Consider the following 18,911-nt stretch of genomic DNA (forward strand, 5'->3'; position numbering starts at 1 on the left):
GCTGCGTCAAGCAGCAGGGCCGGGCGCGGCCGGGCAGAGGATCGGGGAACCCGGGATTATAGCTTTTTTTTGAGCGCGGCCTCGTCGGCCTTGCTCAGGCGGCCGGCGGCGCGCGCGGCCTCGATGAGTTCCGGGCGCCGCGCCGCGGTGATCGCGAGCCGCTGGTCGCGCCGCCAGCGCTCGATCTGCACGTGGTGGCCCGACAGCAGCGGCGCCGGCACGCCCTGCCCGTTCCATTGCTCGGGCCGCGTGTAGTGGGGGCAGTCGAGCAGGCCGTCGAGCGAGGGATTGAAGCTGTCCTGCACATGGCTGGCCTCGTCGCCGAGCACGCCGGGCTGCAGCCTGGCCACCGCATCGAGCAGCGCCATGGCCGCGATCTCGCCGCCCGAGAGCACGAAATCGCCGAGGCTGAGCTGATGGGTCACGCGCATGTCGATGAAGCGCTGGTCGATGCCCTCGTAGCGGCCGCAGACCAGCACCGCGCCCTCGCTGGCGGACCAGCGCTCGACGGCCGCGTGGTGAAGCACCTCGCCGATCGGCGAGAACAGCACCACCGGTGCGGCGGCACCGCGCGCGGCCAGTGCCGCATCGAGGCAGGCCGAGAGCGGCTCGGCCATCATGACCATGCCGGGCCCGCCGCCGAAGGGGCGGTCGTCCACGCGCCGGTAGTTGCCCTGCGCGAAGTCGCGCGGATTCCAGAGCACGACCTCGACCTGCTTCGACTCGTAGGCGCGGCGGGTCACGCCGGCGGCCATGAAGGGCGCGAACAGCTCGGGAAAAAAGGGTGAGGACGTCGAAGCGCATGCGCGCGAAGCGACCCGTCAGTAGTCGGGTTGCCAGTCGACCGTGATCAGCCGGCCGGGCAGGTCGACGGTGTCGACGAAGGCCGAGACGAAAGGCACCATGCGCTCGATCGCCTTGCCGTCCTGCTCGGCGGCCAGCACCAGCGTGGTCTGCGGGCCGGTGGCCAGCAGTTCGCGCACGGTGCCGAGCACCACGCCTTCGCGGTTGACGACCGAGAGGCCGATCAGGTCGACCCAGTAGTACTCGTCGTCACCGGCCGTGGGAAAGCTCGAACGCGGCACGAACACGCGCGCGCCGCGCAGCGCCTCGGCCGCATTGCGGTCGGGCACGTCCTCGGAGGAGGCGACGATGCAGTCGGAATGTTCCTTGGCTTCGCGGATCGCGAGCCGGAAAGCGGTGCGTGCCGAGGCTCCGGGAGCCTGCAGGAACCAGCGCTTGGAAGAAAAAAGCGCCTCGGGCTGGGCGCTGTGGGGCAGGACCTTGAACCAGCCCTTGATGCCCCATGCATCGGCGATGCGTCCTACCTCGATCGCATCCGCCGGCAGTTCGGCGGCTTCGAGTGCGGGCAGCATTGCCGTGCGGAAGGCCGGAGCCTCAGGCCGCGGCCTTGGGAGCTGCGGCGGCAGCTTGCTTGATCAGGCGCAGGACCGTGGGCGAAGCCTGAGCGCCGACGCTCTTCCAGTAGGCCAGGCGGTCCTGGGCGATACGGATGCTTTCCTCGTTTTCCTTCGCGATCGGGTTGTAGAAACCCAGGCGCTCGATGAAACGGCCGTCGCGGCGAACGCGCTTGTCCGACACGACGATGTTGAAGAACGGACGGCCTTTGGAGCCGCCGCGGGAGAGTCGAATGACGACCATGATTTATCCTTGGGTGGTGCAGCAGGCCCGTTTTTTCAGCACGTGGCCCGCTCACAGAGTTCTTTCAGCGTCGAGACACGCGACATGGCCACCCGGCCAGCGACACGCTGAAAAGCCTGCGATTATAGCCCGATCCGCTTTTTCCGAATCCCGGCCCTGCGCCCTCCGCTTTCCATCCGCATGACTTTCACCATCCGTCCCAGCCGCGAAGAGGACGTTCCGGCCATCACGGCCATCTACGCCCACCACGTGCTGAACGGCACCGGCACCTTCGAAACCGAGGCGCCGTCCGAAGCCGAAATGGCCGCGCGGCGCGCCGACGTGCTCGGCCGGAAGCTGCCCTACCTGGTCGCCGAAAATGATGGCGAAGTGTTGGGTTTTGCCTACTGCAACTGGTTCAAGGCGCGCCCGGCCTACCGTTTTTCGGCCGAGGACTCGATCTACATCGCCGAATCGGCGCGCGGCCGGGGCCTGGGCAGCCGGCTGCTGGCGGCGCTTTCGCAGGCCGCCGAGGCGGCCGGCATCCGCAAGCTCATCGCGGTGATCGGCGACTCGGCCAATGCCGGCTCGGTCGGCGTGCACCGCGGCCAGGGCTTCACGCAGGTCGGCGTGCTCAAGGACTGCGGCTGGAAGTTCGGCGCATGGCGCGACGTGGTGCTGATGGAGAAGGTGCTCGGCGAAGGCAGCACCACCCGACCCGAATGAAAAACAAGACCACCGCCGCCTGGCTCTCCTTCCTCGGGGGGCCGCTGGGCCTGCACCGCTTCTACCTGCGCGGCATGGGCGACTGGCTCGGCTGGCTGCTGCCCGTGCCGAGCGCGCTCGGCCTCTACGGCATCGAGCGTGTGCGCATGTACGGCGTCGACGACGGCTGGAGCTGGGTGCTGATCCCGATGCTCGGCTTCACCATCGCGGGCTGCGCGCTCACGGCCATCATCTACGGCCTCATGACGCCCGAGAAATGGAATGCGCGCTTCAACGCCGGCGCGCCCGCCGACGCCGCGCCGGGCCGCACCAACTGGGCCACCATCGGCGCCGTGGTGCTCGCGCTGTTCTTCGGCAGCACGGTGCTGATGTCGAGCATCGTGTTCAGCTTCCAGCGCTACTTCGAGCACCAGATCGAAGAGGGGCGGAAGATCTCGCAGTAGCGCGCCCCTTCGCCGGGCCGCCAACGCGCGGTCTTCAGAAGATCTGCCAGCTCACCCAGTAGGCGATCGCCGCCACGAAGGCCGAGGCGGGGATCGTGAAGATCCAGGCCCAGACGATGTTGCCGGCCACGCCCCAGCGCACCGCGCTGGCGCGCTGCGCCGAGCCCACGCCGACGATCGCGCCGGTGATGGTGTGGGTGGTCGACACCGGGATGCCGAGCGCGGTCGCCAGGAACAGCGTGATCGCGCCGCCGGTCTCGGCGCAGAAGCCGCCCACGGGCTTGAGCTTGGTGATCTTCTGGCCCATGGTCTTCACGATGCGCCAGCCGCCGAACATGGTGCCCAGCGCAATCGCTGCATAGCAGCTCACCACCACCCAGGTCGGCGGGGCGGCGTCGCTCGCCGTGGCGTAGCCGGTGGCGATCAGCAGCATCCAGATGATGCCGATGGTCTTCTGCGCGTCGTTGCCGCCGTGGCCCAGGCTGTAGGCGCCGGCCGAGACCAGCTGCAGCCGCCGGAACCACCGGTCCACGCGCGAGGGCGTGGCGCGCCGGAATCCCCAGGCCACCACCACCATCATCAGCGAGCCCAGCAGGAAGCCGAGCACCGGCGACACGAAGATGAAGGCCACGGTCTTCCAGATGCCTGAGGCCACGAGGCCGCCGGTGCCGGTCTTCGCGATCACCGCACCGACGATGCCGCCGATGAGCGCGTGCGACGAGCTGCTCGGGATGCCGTAGTACCAGGTCACGAGGTTCCAGCTGATCGCGCCGACCAGCGCGCCGAAGACCACGTGCACGTCCACCACGCCCGGCTGGGCGATGCCCTTGCCCACGGTGGCCGCCACGCTGAGGTGGAAGACGAAGATGGCGATCAGGTTGAAGAACGCCGCGAACACCACGGCCTGCCCCGGCCGGAGCACGCCGGTGGACACCACCGTCGCGATCGAGTTCGCCGCGTCGTGGAAGCCATTCATGAAGTCGAACAGGATCGCCAGAGCGACCAGCACCATCACCACCCAGAGGGCGACCTGAACCGTTGCCATCGGATGCTGCCGCTCAGGAGTTCTCGAGGACGATGCCCTCGATCACGTTGGCCACGTCCTCGCACTTGTCGGTGATCGTCTCGAGCAGTTCGTAGATCGCCTTGAGCTTGATGACCTCGCGCACGTCGGGCTCCTCGCGGAACAGCTTGCTCATGGCGCTGCGCATCACGCGGTCGGCGTCGGATTCGAGCCGGTCGATCTCCTCGCAGGTCTTGAGCGTGGCCTCCGCCACCGCGGGGTCGGCGATCTTGCCGAGGAACTTCACCGCGTCCTTGAGGCGGTCGCAGCACTTCACGCACAGCGCGGTGAGGCGCACGATCTCTTCGGTCATGTGGCGCACGTCGTACAGCGCCATGGTCTCGGCCGAGTCCTGGATCAGGTCGGCCACGTCGTCCATCGTGTTGATGAGCTTGTGGATCTGCTCGCGGTCGATGGGCGTGATGAAGGTCTTGTGGATCAGCCGGTTGACGTCGTGCGTCACGCGGTCGGCCGCACGCTCGGCGTTGTCGACGTCGCGGTTGTACTGCTCGCGCAGGTGCACGTCGCTGTAGTTGGCCACGAGTTGCTCGAACGCCCGCGCCGCTTCGACGATGCGCTCGGCGTGCTGGTTGAACATCTCGAAAAAATTCCCCTCGCGGGGCAGCAGCTTGCCGAACATGGCGCTCTCCTGGGTTCGCGGCTGCCACAAGTGCGTGACAGCTTGATGAAAAACCGTAGAAGTGTAATGGGCGGACAGGGCCGCCCCGGCCGGAGGGGGCTCCGGGGCCCGCGCCCGCTCAGCCGCGGATGCGTTCGATGACCTGCGACGCCACGCGTGCCAGGGCCGCGCGCGGCACCTTGTCGGGCGCGATCTCGGCCAGCGGCTTCAGCACGAAGGCGCGGTCGCGCATGCGCGGATGCGGCAGCGTCAGCGCGGGCGTGTCCTTGACCGAGTTGCCGTGCATCAGCAGGTCGAGGTCGAGCGTGCGCGGCGCGTTCGGAAAAGGCCTCTCGCGGCCGGCCTGCGCCTCGAGCAGCTGCAGTTCGGACAGGAAGGCCTCTGCCGTGAGCCCGGTGCGCACCGCCACCACGGCATTGATGAAATCGGGCCCGGTCGCATCGACCGGCGCACTGCGGTAGAGCGACGAACGCGCGGTGACCACGGTCCGTTCGATGCCGCCGATCGCATCCATGGCCGCCTTCACGGCCGCCTCGGCCTCGCCGAGGTTGGCGCCGATGGCGACGAAGGCCTGCACGGTCGGATAGTCCTCGCGGCTCTGGCGTGCGGCGGGCGCGGTCCTGGCGGCCGGCGGCCGGCCGGGCGCCGGCGCGCGCGCCGGCCCGCTCCTGCCGCGCGGGGCGCCGCCGGGCTTGCCGCCTGGCGCAGGCTTGGGGGCGCCGCTGGCGCGCCGGGGTGGCGGGGTCCGGCTCATTCGGCCGCGGCGCCTGCGCCGCCTTCACTGCCGCCGCCCGCGCCGCCGGTGCGGGGCTTGCGGCGGCGCCGGCGCTTGCGCGGCGCGGAAGACTCGCCGTCGCCCATCGGCACGACGGTCTCGGCCTCGGCGTCGGCTTCGTCGGTGTCCGCCTGCGGCTCGCGGCTTTCCTGGCGCGGGCGGCCGGCGGGCTCGGTGCGCGGCTTGGCGGGCACCGGATCGCGCGTGCGCACGCGCTGGCGGGTCTTCTGCTCTTCGCGCACCTGCTCGAGCAGATCCTGGCGGCGCAGCTCGTCGGCGGTGCTGAATTCCTGCCACCACTCGGCAATCGCCTCGCTGACCTCGCCCACGTCGGCGCGCAGCCGCATGAAGTCGAAGGCGGCGCGGAAGCGCGCCTGCTCGACCAGGCTGTAGGGCGTGGAGCCGGTGCGCTTGTCGAAGCGCGGCTGCATCATCCAGATCTCGCGCATGTCGGCGGCGAGCTTGCCGCGGCCGGAGACATCGCCAATGCGCGCGTTGAACACGTCGTCGATCGCGTCCTGCAGCGCCGGGAACGGCGGCTGCGGCCGATGGCCGCGCTGGCCTTCGACGCGCTGGGCCCAGCCGTCGCGCACGTCGGCCCAGAGCACGCAGGCGAGCAGGAAGCTCGGCGCCACGGGCTTGCCCTCGCCGACGCGGCGGTCGGTGTCCTGCAGGGCCGCCTTGACGAACGGCAGGTCGGCGCGCTCCACCACCACGTCGAGCAGCGGATAGATGCCCTTGGCGAGCCCGAGCTTGCGCAACTGCTCGACGGTGGCAATGGCATGGCCGGTCTGCAGCAGCTTGAGCATCTCGTCGAACAGGCGGCTCTGCGGCACGTCGGCCAGGAGCCTGCTCGATTCGACCAGCGGCGCGGCGGTCTTGGCTTCCATCTTGAAGCCGAGCGCCGCGAGCTTGGCCGAGAAGCGGATCGCGCGGATGATGCGCACCGGGTCCTCGCGGTAGCGCGTGGCCGGGTCGCCGATCATGCGCAGCGTGAGCTTCTGCGCGTCGCGGATGCCGTTGTGGTAGTCGACCACCACCTGGTTGGCCGGGTCGTAGTACATGGCGTTGACGGTGAAGTCGCGGCGCGCCGCGTCTTCCTCCTGCGGGCCCCAGACGTTGTCGCGCAGCACGCGGCCGCTGGCGTCGACCGCGTGCGTCATGCTCGCGAGCTCGCCCTTGCTGGTGCGCTCGTTGCCGGCCACCTGCTCCGCCGCGGCGCTGTCCATGTAGGCGCGGAAGGTCGAGACCTCGATCACCTCGTGCTCGCGGCCGCGCCCGTACACCACGTGCACGATGCGGAAGCGCCGCCCGATGATGAAGGCGCGGCGGAACAGCGACTTGACCTGCTCGGGCGTGGCATTGGTGGCCACGTCGAAATCCTTCGGCCGCAGGCCCAGCAGCAGGTCGCGCACCGCGCCGCCCACCACGTAGGCCTCGTAGCCCGCCTGCTGCAGCGTGGTGACGACGTTCTTCGCACGCTCGTCGACCAGGGCCGGATCGATCTTGTGAACCTCGGCCGGCACCTCCTGGCGCTTGCCGAAACGGCTCTTGGCCCGCGTGCCGCCGGCCGATTTGCCGAGCAGCTTGTCGATGAAAGTCTTGATCATTGGTGGTTGAAGAGGCTCTTCTTATTCGTTTTCGAGCATGGATCGGATCAGCGGGATGGTGATCGCGCGCTGGGTCTGCAGGGCATAGCCGTCGAGCTGGCTCAGCAGCTCCATGAGGCTGCCGAGGTCGCGGCTGAAGCGGTGCAGCATGTAGTCGAGCACCTCGTCCGACAGCATCACGCCGCGCGCGTCGGCGGCCTGGCGCAGCACCGCGCGGCGTTCGCTTTCGCTCAGCACCTGCAGGTGGAACACATGGCCCCAGCCGAGCCGGGTGCGGAGGTCCTCGCGCAGCGGCAGGTCGGCCGGCGGCAGCGCGCCGGCCGCCACCACGCCGCGCTGCAGGGTCTGCGCATTGACGAACCAGTTGAAGGCCGCGTGCTGCTGCACGGCGGTGTAGAGGTGCACGTCGTCGAGCAGCACGGCGCCCCAGCGCTCGTCGAACTCGGGCGGCTCGAGCAGGCCGGCATGCAGCCAGCCCACGCTCGCGCCCTGCTCGCGCAGTGCGACGCGCACCGATTCGAGCAGATGGGTCTTGCCGCTGGCGCTTTCGCCCCAAAGATAGGTGGGCACCGGCGAGTGCAGCACGGGGCTGCCGGCGCTGCCCGCCCAGACTTGCAGGTGGCGCAGCGCCGCCTCGTTCGGGCCGGCAAAGAAAGCGTCGAAGCTGGGGCCCGTCGCAATGCCGATATCGAGCGCGAGCTGTTTCATCCCGGGAAGGTTCATGGAGGGGGCCGCTGAGGCCCTTAAAATCAACAGGAATTCTATCGGCCCGGCCGCTTCGGTTGCCGGCGCCTCCACCCTCGCCTCCTTTCCCGCCCTTCCCGACACCGTCCGACCATGACTTCCCCCACGCCCACCCCGCTCAGCTACAAGGACGCCGGTGTCGACATCGACGCCGGCGACGCCCTGGTCGACCGCATCAAGCCGCTCGCGAAGAAGACCCTGCGCGAAGGCGTGCTGGCGGGCATCGGCGGCTTCGGCGCGCTGTTCGAGGTGCCCAAGCGCTACAAGGAGCCGGTGCTCGTGAGCGGCACCGACGGCGTGGGCACCAAGCTCAAGCTGGCCTTCGAATGGAACATGCACGACACCGTCGGCATCGACCTCGTCGCCATGAGCGTGAACGACGTGCTGGTGCAGGGCGCCGAGCCGCTCTTCTTCCTCGACTACTTCGCCTGCGGCAAGCTCGACGTGGACACGGCCGCCGCGGTGGTCGGCGGCATCGCTCGCGGCTGCGAGCTCTCGGGCTGCGCGCTGATCGGCGGCGAAACGGCCGAGATGCCCGGCATGTACCCGGCCGGCGAATACGACCTCGCGGGCTTCGCGGTCGGCGCGGTCGAGAAGGCGAAGATCCTCACGGGCCAGAACGTCCGGCCCGGCGACGTGGTGCTCGGCCTGGCCTCGGCGGGCGTGCATTCCAACGGCTTCAGCCTGGTGCGCAAGGTGATCGAGCGCGCCGGTGCCGACCTGCCCGCCACGCTCGACGGCCGGCCGTTCCGCGAAGCGGTCATGGCGCCCACGCGGCTCTACGTGAAGCCCGTGCTCGAAGCGCTCGCCAGGCACCCGATCAAGGCGCTGGCCCACATCACGGGCGGCGGCCTGCTCGAGAACATTCCGCGCGTGCTGCCCGAAGGCACGGCCGCGCACCTGCAGAAGGGCAGCTGGCCGCAGACCGAGCTCTTCGCCTGGCTGCAGAAGGTCGCGGGCATCGACGACATCGAGATGAACCGCACCTTCAACAACGGCATCGGCATGGTGGTGGTGATCGACGCGGCCGAGGCCGCGGCCTGTGCCGACACGCTGCGCGCAGCCGGCGAGACCGTGTACGAGATCGGCGCGATCGCCGAGCGCGGCCAGGGCGCCGCGGTGGTCGTCGCCTGAGCGGCTAACGACGCGCAGCCCCCGTCCGCCCGAATGACCAAGCCGCTGCCCGCCACGCCCGTCGTCACCCCGCTGCCGCGCACCGCCTCGCGCAACGTGGTGGTCGCGAGCTACCTGCTGATGCTCGCGGGCCTGCTGCTCGTGATGTGGCAGCACCTGCTGCCGGGCCTGCTGTGCGCCTGCATCGGCTTTCTCGCCACGCGCTGGTTCACGCGGCTGATCGGACGCGGCCTCGCGCGGCTTGCGCCGCTGCGCGCACGCGGCGAAGGCATCGCGCGCGTGCTCTCCGTCACGCTGGTGCTGCTGGCGCCGATCGGACTGATCTCGCTCGGCCTGTCGCAGGCGCGCGAGTACATCGTGGATGCGCCCGACCAGTACCGCGAACTCGTCGACTACACGGCGCGCACGGTGCTCGAACTGCGCCAGAAGCTGCCGCCGGAGATCGCCGTCTACCTGCCGGAGGGCGCGGCCGAGATCCAGCGCATGGCCGCCAACTACATGCGCACGCAGGCCGGGGCGCTGGCGCTCACGGGCCGGGCCTGGCTCGGCGCCCTGCTCTTCGCCTACGTCGGCCTGATCATCGGCGCGCTCGCGGCGGTGGCGGTGAGCCACGCGCAGCGCCGGCCGCTCGCGGCCGAGCTGCACCAGCGCATCCAGCTGTTCGGCGAAGCCTTCGGGCAGATCGTCGCGGCGCAGTTCTGGATCGCCGCCTTCAACACGCTGCTGACCGCGATCTTCCTGCTGTTCCTGATGCCGCTCTGGGGCCCGCACCTGCCCTACACGCCGGCGCTGATCACGCTCACCTTCGTCGCGGGGCTGGTGCCGATCGTGGGCAACCTGGTGTGCAACACGGTGATCACGCTGGTGGCGCTGTCCGTGTCGCCGATCACCGCGCTCGCCTGCCTGATCTTCCTGATCGTCATCCACAAGGCCGAATACGTGATCAACGCCAAGGTGGTCGGCGCCCGCACCCAGATGAGCGTGTGGGAGCTGCTGGCGGTGATGTTCGTGGCCGAGGCGGTGTTCGGGCCGGCCGGCCTGGTGGCGGCGCCGCTCTTCTACGCGTACCTCAAGAAAGAGCTGCAGGCCGGCGGCCTGGTCTAGCGCGGCCCGTACGGCCCCCGATGTCCTGATCTGATCGATTCCGGTCCGCTTCGGCGCGGACGGCACGCTGGCGGCGCCCAAGAATCGGCGGCATCATCCACTCTGCCCGCCGCCCGGCCCACGCCCATGAAATCCTGTCTGATTGTGATCGACGCCCAGGAATCGTTCCGCCACCGGCCGTACTGGTCGGCCGCCGACGTGCCGGCCTATCTCGCGGCGCAGAACGCGCTGATCGAGGGCTGCGCCGCCGCGGGCGTGCCGATCGTCCGGGTCTTCCACGTCGACGAGCCGGCGGTCGCGGACAACCCGTTCGCCGTCGAATCGGGCTTCGTGCGCCCCTTCGAGGGCTTGGCGGCCTTCGAGGCGGCCGCCACCTTCACCAAGCACCGCCACAGCGCGCTGGTCAACAGCGGGCTCGACGTCTGGCTGACGCAGCACGGCATCGGCCGGCTGATCGTCAGCGGCATCCGCACCGAACAATGCTGCGAGACCACCACGCGCCATGCCTCGGACCTCGGCTGGGAGGTCGACTTCGTCGCCGAGGCCACGCTGACCTTCGACATGCGCCAGCCCGACGGACGCCCGCTCGCGGCGGCCGAGATCCGCGCGCGCACGGCCACGGTGCTGGACGGACGCTTTGCCACGGTCTGCAGCGTGGCACAGGCGCTCGGGCGCATCGAGCAAGCGGTGGCGGCATGACCTTGCGCGTGCGCATCCTCGCCTTCGACGGCGTCGAAGCCCTCGACTTCGCGGGCCCCTTCGAGGTGTTCACCACCGCAAGCCGGGTGAGCCGCCGGATCCAGCCCGACGCGCCGGCGCCGTTCGAGGTCGCCTCGGTGGCGCTCGCGAGCGACGGCCGGCCCGTGCAGGCGCGCGCCGGCCTGCGCCTGCTCTCAGACCACGACATCGCCACGCATCCGCAGGCCGACCTGCTGATCGTGCCCGGCGGCGTGGTCGACGCGCCGATGGCCAGCCCCGCCACGCTGCGCTGGATCGCCGACTGCGCGGCCGGCGCGCAACTGGTGGCCTCGGTCTGCACCGGCATCTTCCTGCTCGCGAAGAGCGGCGTGGTCACGCGCGAGGCGGTCACCACGCACTGGGAGGACATCGCCGACCTGCGCGCGCAATTCCCTGCGCTCGAGGTGCGCGAAGGCCCGCGCTGGGTCGACAGCGGCCGCGTCGTGAGTTCGGCCGGCATCTCCGCCGGCATCGACATGAGCCTCTACCTGGTCGAACGCCTCGCGGGCCTGGCGCTGGCCGAGCGCACCGCGCGGCAGATGGACTATGCATGGACCCGCAACCCACCGAACCCATCCGCGTAGTCTTCGCGCTGCTTCCCGACAGCCTGGTGCTCGACTGGGCCGGGCCGGCGGAGGCGCTGCGCATCGCCAACCAGCGTCTGCGCGCGGCAGGCCGGCCGGCGCGCTTCGAAATCGAGTTCGCGAGCCCGCGGCCCACGTCCGTCGGGTCGGTGGGGGTGGCGCTCGCCAACCTCGCGCCGCTGCCCGCGCAGTGGCATGGGCCGGCGTGGATCGTGCTGGTCGGACTGCCGGGCGACGCGATTCCGATCGACGGCGACGAGGCGCAGGACCTGCTGCACTGGCTGCGCGGCCAGCGCTTCGAGCGCGGCCGGCTCGAGCTGGTCACCGTCTGTGCCGGCGCGCTGCTGGCGGCGCACGCGGGCGCGCTCGCGGGCCGGCGCGTGACCACGCACCACCATCACCTGGACGAGCTGCGCGCCGCGGAACCGCGCTGCGAGGTGGTGGCGAACCGCGTCTTCGTGCTCGATGCGCCCGTCTACAGCAGCGCGGGCGTGACCACCGGCATCGACCTGATGCTGCACCGCATTGCCGACACCTGCGGCGAGGCGCTCGCGGCGCAGGTCGCGCAGACCATGGTGGTGGCGCAGCGGCGCGGGCCGCACGATCCGGAGCTGTCGCCCTTCCTGGCCTACCGCCACCATCTGCATGCCGCGCTGCACCGCGTGCAGGACGCGGTGAGCGAGCAGCCGCAGGCCGACTGGAGCGTGCCGCGCATGGCGCAGGTGGCCCACACCTCGGCGCGGCACCTGACGCGGCTGTTCGTCGAGCATGCGGGCGTGGCGCCGCTGGCCTACCTGCGCCGGCTGCGGCTCGCGGCCGCGCAGCGCGCGCTGGCCTCGGGCGCGAGCGTGACGCGGGCGGCGGAGATCTCGGGCTTCGGCTCCGACACGCAGCTGCGGCGCGCCTGGCACCAGTTCGGGCTGCCGGGCTCGCCCTCCGCGGCGCCGCGTCACTGAGACAGGCAGGCCCGGGCGCGCGCCGTCAGCAGCGCCCGCTCGCGCGTGTTGCGCGTGAGCGCGGCGGCGCGCTCGAACTCCCGGCGCGCCTCGTCGCGCCGCCCGAGCTTGAACAGCAGGTCGCCGCGCACGGTCGGCAGCAGGTGGTAGCCCGCGAGGGCCGGCTCGTCCATCAGCGCATCCACCAGCTCGAGCCCCGCCGCCGGTCCGAAGGCCATCGACAGCGCCACCGCGCGGTTGAGCTCGACGATCGGCGAAGGCGACAGCTGCGCCAGCGCGTCGTAGAGCGCGGCGATGCGCGCCCAGTCGGTCTCGTCGGCGGTGCGGGCGCGCGCGTGGCAGGCGGCGATCGCGGCCTGCAGCGCATACGGTCCGAGCGCGCCGCCCAGCGCTTCGGCGCGCGCCAGGCCCGCGAGGCCGCGGCGGATCAGCATCTGGTCCCAGCGCGCGCGGTTCTGTTCGAGCAGCAGCACCGGCTCGCCCGACGGGCCGACGCGCGCGGCGGTGCGCGAGGCCTGGATCTCCATCAGCGCGACCAGCCCGTGCACCTCCGAGGCCTCGGGCATCAGCCCGGCCACGATGCGGCCGAGGCGCATCGCCTCCTCGCAGAGCGCGGGACGCATCCAGTCGTCGCCCGCGGTGGCCGAATAGCCCTCGTTGAAGATCAGGTAGAGCACCTCGAGCACCGAGGCGAGCCGCGCCGCCAGTTCGTGCCGGCGCGGCACCTCGAAAGGCACGCGCGCCTCGAGCAGCGTGCGCTTGGCGCGCACGATGCGCTGCGCCACCGTGGCCTCCGGCACGAGGAAGGCGCGGGCGATCTCGTCGGTCGCGAGCCCGCCCAGGAGGCGCAGCGTGAGCGCCACGCGGGCCTCGGTCGACAGCACCGGATGGCAGGCGGTGAACACCAGCCGCAGCAGGTCGTCGCCGATGTCGTCGTCGAGCGCGGCATCGACGGCCTCGGCGAAATCGGCCTGCGCGATCTCGTGCTGCGCATCGAGTTCGCGGCCGATCTCGCCGGCCTTGCGCTCGGCGAGCTGGCTGTGGCGCAGATGGTCGAGCGCACGGTGCTTGGCCACGGCCGTGAGCCAGGCCGCGGGCTTGTCGGGCACGCCGGCGCCGGGCCACTGCTCGAGCGCGGCGACGAGCGCGTCCTGCGCGAGCTCCTCGGCCAGGCCCACGTCGCGCACCATGCGCGCGACCGTGGCGACGATCTTCGCCGACTCGATGCGCCAGACGGCGTCGATGGCGCGGTGGATCGCCGCCTCGCCCGCGTTCCCGCTCATGCGCCGGCTCCCACATCCGCCGCGCACTGGCGCAGGCCCGGCTTGCCGACTAGCATGCTGCCCACATGAAGCCCGCCCTCGCTCTGCTGTCGTTCCTCGCCTGGACGGTCCTGCCGCCGGGCGCCGCACGGGCGGCCGATGCGGACGTGGTGCACAACAGCCTCGGCATGTCTTTCGTGAAGCTGTCGCCGGGCGAATTCCTCATGGGCAGCGACGAAGCGCCCGAAGCCCTGGCCGCGGCCTATCCCGCGCTGCCGAAGGAACGCTTCGCCAACCTGCGCGACGAGAAGCCGGTGCACCGGGTGCGCATCACGCGCGCGTTCTGGATGGGCCGGCACGAGGTCACGGTCGGCCAGTTCCGGCGCTTCGTCGAAGCGTCGGGCTACGTGCCCGAGTCGATCGCCGACGGCACCGGGGGCTACGGCTGGCGCGCCGGCTACGACCCCGCCACCACGCCGCGCGGCGACGCCTTCGAGGGGCGCGACCCGCGCTACTCCTGGCGCAACCCCGGCTTCGCCCAGGGCGACGACCACCCCGTGGTCAACGTGACCTGGAACGACGCGCAGGCGCTCGCCGCCTGGCTCGGCAAGACCGAAGGCCGGCGCTACCGGCTGCCCACCGAGGCCGAGTGGGAATACGCCTGCCGCGCCGGCAGCCGCACGCGCTACAGCGGCGGTGACGATCCGCGCACGCTGCTGCGCACGGCCAACGTGTTCGACGCACGCACGGCGCAGCACTGGCCGCGCTGGCAGCCGATGGCGCTGGACGGCGACGACGGCTTCGCGTTCACCGCGCCCGTGGGCAGCTTCGCGCCCAATGCCTGGGGCCTGTACGACATGCACGGCAACGTCTGGGAATGGGTGGCCGACTGGCATGGCGACGAATACTACGCGGCCTCGCCGGTCGACGATCCGCAGGGGCCGTCGGAAGGCAGCGTGCGGGTGCGCCGCGGCGGCTCGTGGCACACCTGGCCCTTCTACGCCCGCTGCTCCTACCGCAACTGGAACGCGCCGGCCACGCGCTACACGCTCGTGGGCATCCGGCTGGTGCGCGAGGACTGAGCCGGACTGCCCGGCCTACTTCTTCGGCGTCTGCATCGACGGGAAGCTCTCGGCCACCGCCTGCACCTCGGGCGAGAAGTCGCCGAGCTCCTGGATCTGGCGCACCTCGATCACCTCGTTCTCGCCGCCGGGGCAGCGCGTGGCCCATTCGATGGCCTCGGCGCGCGAGGCGACGTCGATGATCCAGTAGCCGCCGAGCACCTCCTTCGCTTCGGCGAAGGGGCCGTCGACCACCTGGGGCTTGCGGCCCGGAAAGCTCACCCTGGCGCCCATCGAGGGCGGATGCAGGCCCTCGCAACTGACCAGCACGCCGGCCTTCTGCAGCGACGCGTTGTAGGCCATCATGGCCGCCACCGCGCCCACGTCTTCGGGCATGGTGCCGGGCGCGGCGTTCTCGTAGCCGTGGGGAATCATCAGCAGCATGAATCGCATGGCTGTCTCCTTGGCGGCGGCGGTGTCAGCGGGCGCCCTTGGCCTGGGCGGCCTCGGTCTCGGCGCGCAGGCGGTCTTCCTGCGCCAGCAGCTCGGGCGTCATCGAATCGCCGAAATCGGTGGCCTCGAACACCTGGCGGATCTCGATCTCGCCTTCCTGGAACGGGCTGCGCTTGATCCACTCGACGGCTTCTTCCAGCGACCTGACCTGCAGCAGCCAGAAGCCCGCGAGCAGTTCCTTGGTCTCGGCGAAGGGGCCGTCGATGACGGTGCGCTTGCTGCCTTCGCAGCGCACGCGCGCGCCCTTCGACGAAGGATGCAGCCCCTCGCCGGCCAGCAGCACGCCGGCCTTGACCAGCTCCTCGTTGAACTTGCCCATGGCGGTGAGCACCTCGGTGCTCGGCATCACGCCGGCTTCGGAATCCTTGTTGGCCTTGACCAGAACCATGAATCGCATGTCGTTTCTCCTGCGGGTTGAATGAAGTCGGGAACCGCGAAAAAGGCGCGCTCCCGTTCACACGTCGCGCGGCGGCCCGGCGGATCGACAGGCCGACGTCGGCATTTTTGTAAATGAATGTTTCAGTGCGGCGGGCTCACAGGTAGCCGCAGAAGCGCAGCACATGGCCGTCGGGTTCGCGGATCGCGAACTCCCGCAGGCCCCAGGGCTGGGAGGTCGGCGGCTCGACCACCGTGACGCCGCGCTTCAGGTAGGCGGCATGCAGGCCGTCGACGTCCTTGCCCACGTGGATCACGATCTCGCCGCGCCAGGGCGGCGCGCCGCGCGTGCTGCACTGCCACAGCCGCAGGTAGACCGGGTCGCCGTAGCTGCGGTCGCCCTTCTTGACGCGGGCATAGCTCGGCGGTTCGCCCGCGATGAAGTCGAGCTCGAAGCCGAGCACGTCGCAAAACCAGCGTGCGGCGCGCGTGACGTCGGACACCGGCAGCACGGGCTGCACGCCGTGGAACTCGTGCAGCGTGCCGAGGTCGGGCGCGTCGGCCACGCCGGGCCGGGCGGCCGTCATCCGTTCGACGCCCGCCGCAGCGCGGCCACGCGCTCCGCGATGTCGTCGACGTCGAGCGCGTCCTCGGCATGCGTGAGGTAGGTTTCGAGGTCGCGCACCGCGGCCGCCGTGTTGCCCTGCCCGGCATGCGCGAGGCCGCGGTCGCGGTACTCGCCCCAGGCGTTGGGCAGCAGCGTGACGAGACGGTCCTGCACCGCGATGGCGCGCTGCCAGTCTTCCTGCGCGCGGTGCACTTCCTTGAGGTTGCGCAGCATGCGCGCAATGATCTCGCGCGGGCTCGCGGGCTGGAGGTAGAGGCCCAGCGGCACGTCGAAGTCGCCCCACCAGGCCGTTGCTGCGCTTGTAGGGCTCGAGCCGTTCGCTGAGTTCCTCGCGCGAGAGCGACTTGCCGGTGAAGGGGTCGATCACCACCTGCCCCTTCGGCAGCGTGACCTTGAGCATGAAGTGGCCCGGAAATCCGACGCCGCGCGCCTGCAGCCCCAGCCCCTGCGCGAGTTCCATCCAGAGCACCGCGAGCGAGATCGGAATGCCGCGGCGGGTGCGCAGCACCGCATTGAGGTAGCTGTTGTCGGGGTCGTAGTAGTCGTTGACGTTGCCGCCGAAGCTCAGGTCGTTGAAGAAGAACTGGTTGAGCGCGCGCAGCCGCGCGAGCGGTGCGGCATCGCCCGGCAGCCGGCGCTTGAGGCGGGCGAGCAGCTGGTCGACGTCGCCCAGCACCTGCTGCACGTCGAGGTCGGGGTATTCGTCCTGTGCCAGGCTGGCGGCAGCCTCGAGCAGCGGAAAGTGGTCGTCGCTCTGCACCAGCGACTCGAAGTACGCGAGGGCGGTGGGAACCTGGAAGCTGAACGTCATATGTCTTTGTAGAGGAGCATGCGGGGAGCGTCAAGGCGGTGTTTGCAGCTTGCGCGATCCGGAAATCGCCCCTCGCAGGGCCGGGCGAAACGCCTTCCGCCCGGGTGCGTTCAGCGCCGCATGAAGCTGCGCAGGCGCACGCCCACGGCCGCCAGCACGCCGAAGTACAGCAGCCCCGCGCCCGCGATCAGCGCGGCCAGCCAGCCGATGCGCAGCAGCCGCTGTCCGCGCAGCGCGATCCAGTCGACATGTTGCGCGCCCCAGGCCAGCACGCCGGCCAGCACCAGCGTGCCCGCCGCCACCTGCAGCACGAACCGGCCCCAGCCCGGCGCGGGCCTGTAGCTGCCGCGGCGGATCAGGCCGACCAGCAGCCACGCCGCATTGACCAGCGCGCCGATCGCAATGGTCAGCGTGAGCGCCGCATGCTGCAGCACCGGCACGAGGACGAGGTTGAGCAGCTGGATCAGCACCAGCACCGCGACCGCGATGACCACCGGGGTGCGCATGTCGTGGCGGGCGTAGTAGCCCGGCGCGAGCACCTTGATCGCCACGATGCCGACCAGGCCCACGCCGTAGCCCATCAGGGCCAGCGTGGTGCGGCGCACGTCCTCGCCGCTGTAGGCGCCGTTGTGGAACAGCACCGCCACCAGCGGCTGCGAGAACAGCAGCAACGCGACCGCGCAGGGCGCCGAGAGCAGCACCACGAGGCGCAGGCCCCAGTCGAGCAGCGCCGAGTAGCGCGCGTCGTCCTTCGCGGCGCGCGCGCCGGCCAGCTGCGGCATCAGCACCACCCCGAGCGCCACGCCGAGCATGGCGGTGGGAAATTCCATCAGCCGGTCGGCGTTGACGATCCAGGTCACGCTGCCGGTCGCGAGGTGGGAGGCGATCTGGGTGTTGATGAGCAGCGAGATCTGCGCCACGCTCACGCCCAGCAGGGCCGGCGCCATCAGCTTCACCACCTTGCGCGTGGTCGGGTCGGCCCAGGCCGTGCGCAGCGCGCGGAAGCTCAGGCCGATGCGCGGCAGCAGCCCCAGCTTGCGCAGCGCCGGCAGCTGCAGGGCGAGCTGCAGCACGCCGCCCACCAGCACGCCCGCGCATTGCGCATAGATCGGCTCGATGCCCCAGCGCCGGAAAAGCGGCGCGCCGGCCACGATCGCCAGGATCAGCGACAGGTTGAGCAGCACCGGCGAGGCCGCCGGCACCGCGAACTTGCGCCAGGTGTTGAGGATGCCCCCGGCCAGCGCCACCAGCGACATGAAGCCGATGTAGGGGAACATCCAGCGCGTCATGACCACCGCCGCGTCGAAGCCCGACAGGCCGCTGGCCATGGCCCAGACCAGCCACGGCGCGCCCAGCACGCCGGCCACGCACAGCAGCACCAGCGCCCAGGCGAGCAGCGTGGCCACGTGGTCGATCAGCGCCTTGGCGCCCTCCTCGCCGGCCTCGGTCTTCTGCGCCGCCAGCACCGGCACGAAGGCCTGGCTGAACGCGCCTTCGCCGAATACCCGTCGGAACAGGTTGGGAATACGGAAGGCGACGTTGAAGGCGTCGGTCAGTGCGCTGACGCCGAAAACCGAGGCGAAAAGCACGTCGCGCACGAGGCCCGTGATCCGCGAGGCGAGGGTCAGCAGCGAGACGGTGGAGGCGGATTTGAGCAGGGACACGGGGCGAGTGTAGGGCCCTGCGCACCCCGGATTCGGCGAAAAACGCAACCCGGCCTATAATGGAGGGCTTTGCTGCATCATCCTCAGACACTGAAGGAAACCAACCATGGCATCCGCCAAGCCCAAGAAAAAGAACCCGCGCCTCGCCTCCGGCCGTAAGCGCGTCCGCCAGGACACCAAGCTCAACGCAGCGAACACCTCGCTGCGCTCCAAGTACCGCACCGCCGTGAAGAACGTCGAAAAGGCCGTTCTGGCCGGCGACAAGACCAAGGCGAGCGAACTGTTTGCCAAGGCCCAGAGCATCGTCGACGCCGTCGCCGACAAGGGCATCTTCCACAAGAACAAGGCTGCTCGCGACAAGAGCCGCCTGTCGGCGAAGGTCAAGGCCCTCGCCCTCGCGCCTGAAAAGGCCGCCGCCTGACACCTGTCGTCAGGCAAG

21 protein-coding genes and 2 pseudogenes are annotated in these 18,911 nt (G+C 70.6%); 9 read left to right on the forward strand and 14 right to left on the reverse strand.

Annotated features, from left to right (window positions below; all coding sequences use genetic code 11):
* Positions 1-56 precede the first annotated feature (56 nt).
* The 3 genes and pseudogenes from trmD to rpsP form a co-directional block, all read right to left on the reverse strand.
* Positions 57-804 (reverse strand): annotated as a pseudogene (trmD, locus tag M2165_RS03380) (tRNA (guanosine(37)-N1)-methyltransferase TrmD).
* 17 nt (positions 805-821) lie between these two features.
* On the reverse strand, positions 822-1,376 hold the full coding sequence (gene rimM, locus M2165_RS03385; RefSeq protein WP_280813277.1) for a ribosome maturation factor RimM: 555 nt from the start codon (positions 1,374-1,376) through the stop codon (positions 822-824).
* 22 nt (positions 1,377-1,398) lie between these two features.
* A complete protein-coding gene (rpsP, locus tag M2165_RS03390) occupies positions 1,399-1,662 on the reverse strand; it encodes a 30S ribosomal protein S16 (protein ID WP_028259818.1) in 264 nt (87 codons plus the stop codon).
* A gap of 180 nt (positions 1,663-1,842) precedes the next feature.
* On the opposite strand from rpsP, the gene M2165_RS03395 reads away from it, so the two are divergent.
* Both M2165_RS03395 and M2165_RS03400 read left to right on the forward strand, forming a co-directional pair.
* On the forward strand, positions 1,843-2,367 hold the full coding sequence (locus M2165_RS03395; RefSeq protein ID WP_280813278.1) for an N-acetyltransferase family protein: 525 nt from the start codon (positions 1,843-1,845) through the stop codon (positions 2,365-2,367).
* On the forward strand, positions 2,364-2,810 hold the full coding sequence (locus M2165_RS03400; RefSeq protein ID WP_280813279.1) for an NINE protein: 447 nt from the start codon (positions 2,364-2,366) through the stop codon (positions 2,808-2,810). The genes M2165_RS03395 and M2165_RS03400 overlap by 4 nt, the downstream gene beginning before the upstream one ends.
* A 34-nt stretch (positions 2,811-2,844) precedes the next feature.
* Here M2165_RS03400 and M2165_RS03405 read toward each other — a convergent pair whose 3' ends face one another.
* The 5 genes from M2165_RS03405 to hda form a co-directional block, all read right to left on the reverse strand.
* A complete protein-coding gene (locus tag M2165_RS03405) occupies positions 2,845-3,855 on the reverse strand; it encodes an inorganic phosphate transporter (protein WP_280813280.1) in 1,011 nt (336 codons plus the stop codon).
* Positions 3,856-3,868: 13 nt separating this feature from the next.
* Positions 3,869-4,513, reverse strand: coding sequence for a DUF47 domain-containing protein (locus tag M2165_RS03410; protein ID WP_280813281.1), 645 nt, complete (start codon positions 4,511-4,513; stop codon positions 3,869-3,871).
* Positions 4,514-4,631: 118 nt separating this feature from the next.
* Positions 4,632-5,267, reverse strand: coding sequence for a 2-amino-4-hydroxy-6-hydroxymethyldihydropteridine diphosphokinase (gene folK, locus M2165_RS03415; RefSeq protein WP_348541041.1), 636 nt, complete (start codon positions 5,265-5,267; stop codon positions 4,632-4,634).
* Positions 5,264-6,898 carry a polynucleotide adenylyltransferase PcnB gene (gene pcnB, locus M2165_RS03420; protein ID WP_280813282.1) on the reverse strand — a complete coding sequence of 545 codons (1,635 nt, stop codon included), beginning with the start codon at positions 6,896-6,898 and terminating at the stop codon, positions 5,264-5,266. Before pcnB ends, folK begins: the two co-directional genes overlap by 4 nt.
* Positions 6,899-6,919: 21 nt before the next feature.
* A complete protein-coding gene (gene hda / locus M2165_RS03425) occupies positions 6,920-7,606 on the reverse strand; it encodes a DnaA regulatory inactivator Hda (RefSeq protein ID WP_280817459.1) in 687 nt (228 codons plus the stop codon).
* Between the two features lie 129 nt (positions 7,607-7,735).
* Between hda and purM the strand changes: the two genes are divergently transcribed.
* The 5 genes from purM (at position 7,736) to M2165_RS03450 (ending at position 12,158) form a co-directional block, all read left to right on the forward strand.
* Positions 7,736-8,776, forward strand: coding sequence for a phosphoribosylformylglycinamidine cyclo-ligase (gene purM, locus M2165_RS03430; RefSeq protein WP_280813283.1), 1,041 nt, complete (start codon positions 7,736-7,738; stop codon positions 8,774-8,776).
* A gap of 33 nt (positions 8,777-8,809) precedes the next feature.
* Positions 8,810-9,880 carry an AI-2E family transporter gene (locus M2165_RS03435; protein ID WP_280813284.1) on the forward strand — a complete coding sequence of 357 codons (1,071 nt, stop codon included), beginning with the start codon at positions 8,810-8,812 and terminating at the stop codon, positions 9,878-9,880.
* 126 nt (positions 9,881-10,006) lie between these two features.
* Positions 10,007-10,579 (forward strand): isochorismatase family protein, encoded by a 573-nt coding sequence (locus M2165_RS03440; protein ID WP_280813285.1) that lies wholly within the window; start codon positions 10,007-10,009, stop codon positions 10,577-10,579.
* Positions 10,576-11,202, forward strand: coding sequence for a DJ-1/PfpI family protein (locus M2165_RS03445; protein WP_280813286.1), 627 nt, complete (start codon positions 10,576-10,578; stop codon positions 11,200-11,202). Before M2165_RS03440 ends, M2165_RS03445 begins: the two co-directional genes overlap by 4 nt.
* Positions 11,169-12,158: a helix-turn-helix domain-containing protein gene (locus M2165_RS03450; RefSeq protein WP_280813287.1), complete on the forward strand. Its 990-nt coding sequence runs from the start codon at positions 11,169-11,171 to the stop codon at positions 12,156-12,158. The genes M2165_RS03445 and M2165_RS03450 overlap by 34 nt, the downstream gene beginning before the upstream one ends.
* Here M2165_RS03450 and M2165_RS03455 read toward each other — a convergent pair.
* Positions 12,152-13,441 carry an RNA polymerase sigma factor gene (locus M2165_RS03455; RefSeq protein ID WP_280813288.1) on the reverse strand — a complete coding sequence of 430 codons (1,290 nt, stop codon included), beginning with the start codon at positions 13,439-13,441 and terminating at the stop codon, positions 12,152-12,154. The genes M2165_RS03450 and M2165_RS03455 overlap by 7 nt on opposite strands.
* Positions 13,442-13,506: 65 nt before the next feature.
* Here M2165_RS03455 and M2165_RS03460 point away from each other — a divergent pair, with 65 nt between their 5' ends.
* Positions 13,507-14,502, forward strand: coding sequence for a formylglycine-generating enzyme family protein (locus M2165_RS03460; protein ID WP_280813289.1), 996 nt, complete (start codon positions 13,507-13,509; stop codon positions 14,500-14,502).
* Positions 14,503-14,517: 15 nt separating this feature from the next.
* On the opposite strand, the gene M2165_RS03465 is transcribed toward M2165_RS03460, so the two are convergent.
* The 5 genes and pseudogenes from M2165_RS03465 to murJ form a co-directional block, all read right to left on the reverse strand.
* The gene (locus M2165_RS03465; RefSeq protein ID WP_280813290.1) at positions 14,518-14,934 is read right to left on the reverse strand and encodes a YciI family protein; all 417 of its coding nucleotides are present in this window, start codon (positions 14,932-14,934) and stop codon (positions 14,518-14,520) included.
* A gap of 25 nt (positions 14,935-14,959) precedes the next feature.
* Positions 14,960-15,391 carry a YciI family protein gene (locus M2165_RS03470; RefSeq protein WP_280813291.1) on the reverse strand — a complete coding sequence of 144 codons (432 nt, stop codon included), beginning with the start codon at positions 15,389-15,391 and terminating at the stop codon, positions 14,960-14,962.
* A 136-nt stretch (positions 15,392-15,527) separates the two neighbouring features.
* Positions 15,528-15,956, reverse strand: a complete 429-nt coding sequence (locus tag M2165_RS03475) for a VOC family protein (protein WP_280813292.1) — start codon at positions 15,954-15,956, stop codon at positions 15,528-15,530.
* Positions 15,953-16,808 (reverse strand): annotated as a pseudogene (locus M2165_RS03480) (tetratricopeptide repeat protein). The gene M2165_RS03475 and the pseudogene M2165_RS03480 overlap by 4 nt, the downstream one beginning before the upstream one ends.
* 110 nt (positions 16,809-16,918) lie before the next feature.
* Positions 16,919-18,472 carry a murein biosynthesis integral membrane protein MurJ gene (gene murJ / locus M2165_RS03485; RefSeq protein ID WP_280813293.1) on the reverse strand — a complete coding sequence of 518 codons (1,554 nt, stop codon included), beginning with the start codon at positions 18,470-18,472 and terminating at the stop codon, positions 16,919-16,921.
* Positions 18,473-18,578: 106 nt separating this feature from the next.
* Between murJ and rpsT the strand changes: the two genes are divergently transcribed.
* A complete protein-coding gene (rpsT, locus tag M2165_RS03490) occupies positions 18,579-18,893 on the forward strand; it encodes a 30S ribosomal protein S20 (protein WP_280813294.1) in 315 nt (104 codons plus the stop codon).
* Positions 18,894-18,911 lie beyond the last annotated feature (18 nt).

The sequence above is a fragment of the Variovorax sp. TBS-050B genome, from assembly GCF_029893635.1.
Taxonomy (GTDB): domain Bacteria; phylum Pseudomonadota; class Gammaproteobacteria; order Burkholderiales; family Burkholderiaceae_C; genus Variovorax.

Bases quoted from the DNA above. Each gene is read 5' to 3' on its own strand.
- rimM (WP_280813277.1), bottom strand. From the start codon at position 1,376: ATGCTGCCCGCACTCGAAGCCGCCGAACTGCCGGCGGATGCGATCGAG.
- rpsP (WP_028259818.1), bottom strand. From the start codon at position 1,662: ATGGTCGTCATTCGACTCTCCCGCGGCGGCTCCAAAGGCCGTCCGTTC.
- M2165_RS03395 (WP_280813278.1), top strand. From the start codon at position 1,843: ATGACTTTCACCATCCGTCCCAGCCGCGAAGAGGACGTTCCGGCCATC.
- M2165_RS03400 (WP_280813279.1), top strand. From the start codon at position 2,364: ATGAAAAACAAGACCACCGCCGCCTGGCTCTCCTTCCTCGGGGGGCCG.
- M2165_RS03405 (WP_280813280.1), bottom strand. From the start codon at position 3,855: ATGGCAACGGTTCAGGTCGCCCTCTGGGTGGTGATGGTGCTGGTCGCT.
- M2165_RS03410 (WP_280813281.1), bottom strand. From the start codon at position 4,513: ATGTTCGGCAAGCTGCTGCCCCGCGAGGGGAATTTTTTCGAGATGTTC.
- folK (WP_348541041.1), bottom strand. From the start codon at position 5,267: ATGAGCCGGACCCCGCCACCCCGGCGCGCCAGCGGCGCCCCCAAGCCT.
- pcnB (WP_280813282.1), bottom strand. From the start codon at position 6,898: ATGATCAAGACTTTCATCGACAAGCTGCTCGGCAAATCGGCCGGCGGC.
- hda (WP_280817459.1), bottom strand. From the start codon at position 7,606: ATGAAACAGCTCGCGCTCGATATCGGCATTGCGACGGGCCCCAGCTTC.
- purM (WP_280813283.1), top strand. From the start codon at position 7,736: ATGACTTCCCCCACGCCCACCCCGCTCAGCTACAAGGACGCCGGTGTC.
- M2165_RS03435 (WP_280813284.1), top strand. From the start codon at position 8,810: ATGACCAAGCCGCTGCCCGCCACGCCCGTCGTCACCCCGCTGCCGCGC.
- M2165_RS03440 (WP_280813285.1), top strand. From the start codon at position 10,007: ATGAAATCCTGTCTGATTGTGATCGACGCCCAGGAATCGTTCCGCCAC.
- M2165_RS03445 (WP_280813286.1), top strand. From the start codon at position 10,576: ATGACCTTGCGCGTGCGCATCCTCGCCTTCGACGGCGTCGAAGCCCTC.
- M2165_RS03450 (WP_280813287.1), top strand. From the start codon at position 11,169: ATGGACCCGCAACCCACCGAACCCATCCGCGTAGTCTTCGCGCTGCTT.
- M2165_RS03455 (WP_280813288.1), bottom strand. From the start codon at position 13,441: ATGAGCGGGAACGCGGGCGAGGCGGCGATCCACCGCGCCATCGACGCC.
- M2165_RS03460 (WP_280813289.1), top strand. From the start codon at position 13,507: ATGAAGCCCGCCCTCGCTCTGCTGTCGTTCCTCGCCTGGACGGTCCTG.
- M2165_RS03465 (WP_280813290.1), bottom strand. From the start codon at position 14,934: ATGCGATTCATGCTGCTGATGATTCCCCACGGCTACGAGAACGCCGCG.
- M2165_RS03470 (WP_280813291.1), bottom strand. From the start codon at position 15,391: ATGCGATTCATGGTTCTGGTCAAGGCCAACAAGGATTCCGAAGCCGGC.
- M2165_RS03475 (WP_280813292.1), bottom strand. From the start codon at position 15,956: ATGACGGCCGCCCGGCCCGGCGTGGCCGACGCGCCCGACCTCGGCACG.
- rpsT (WP_280813294.1), top strand. From the start codon at position 18,579: ATGGCATCCGCCAAGCCCAAGAAAAAGAACCCGCGCCTCGCCTCCGGC.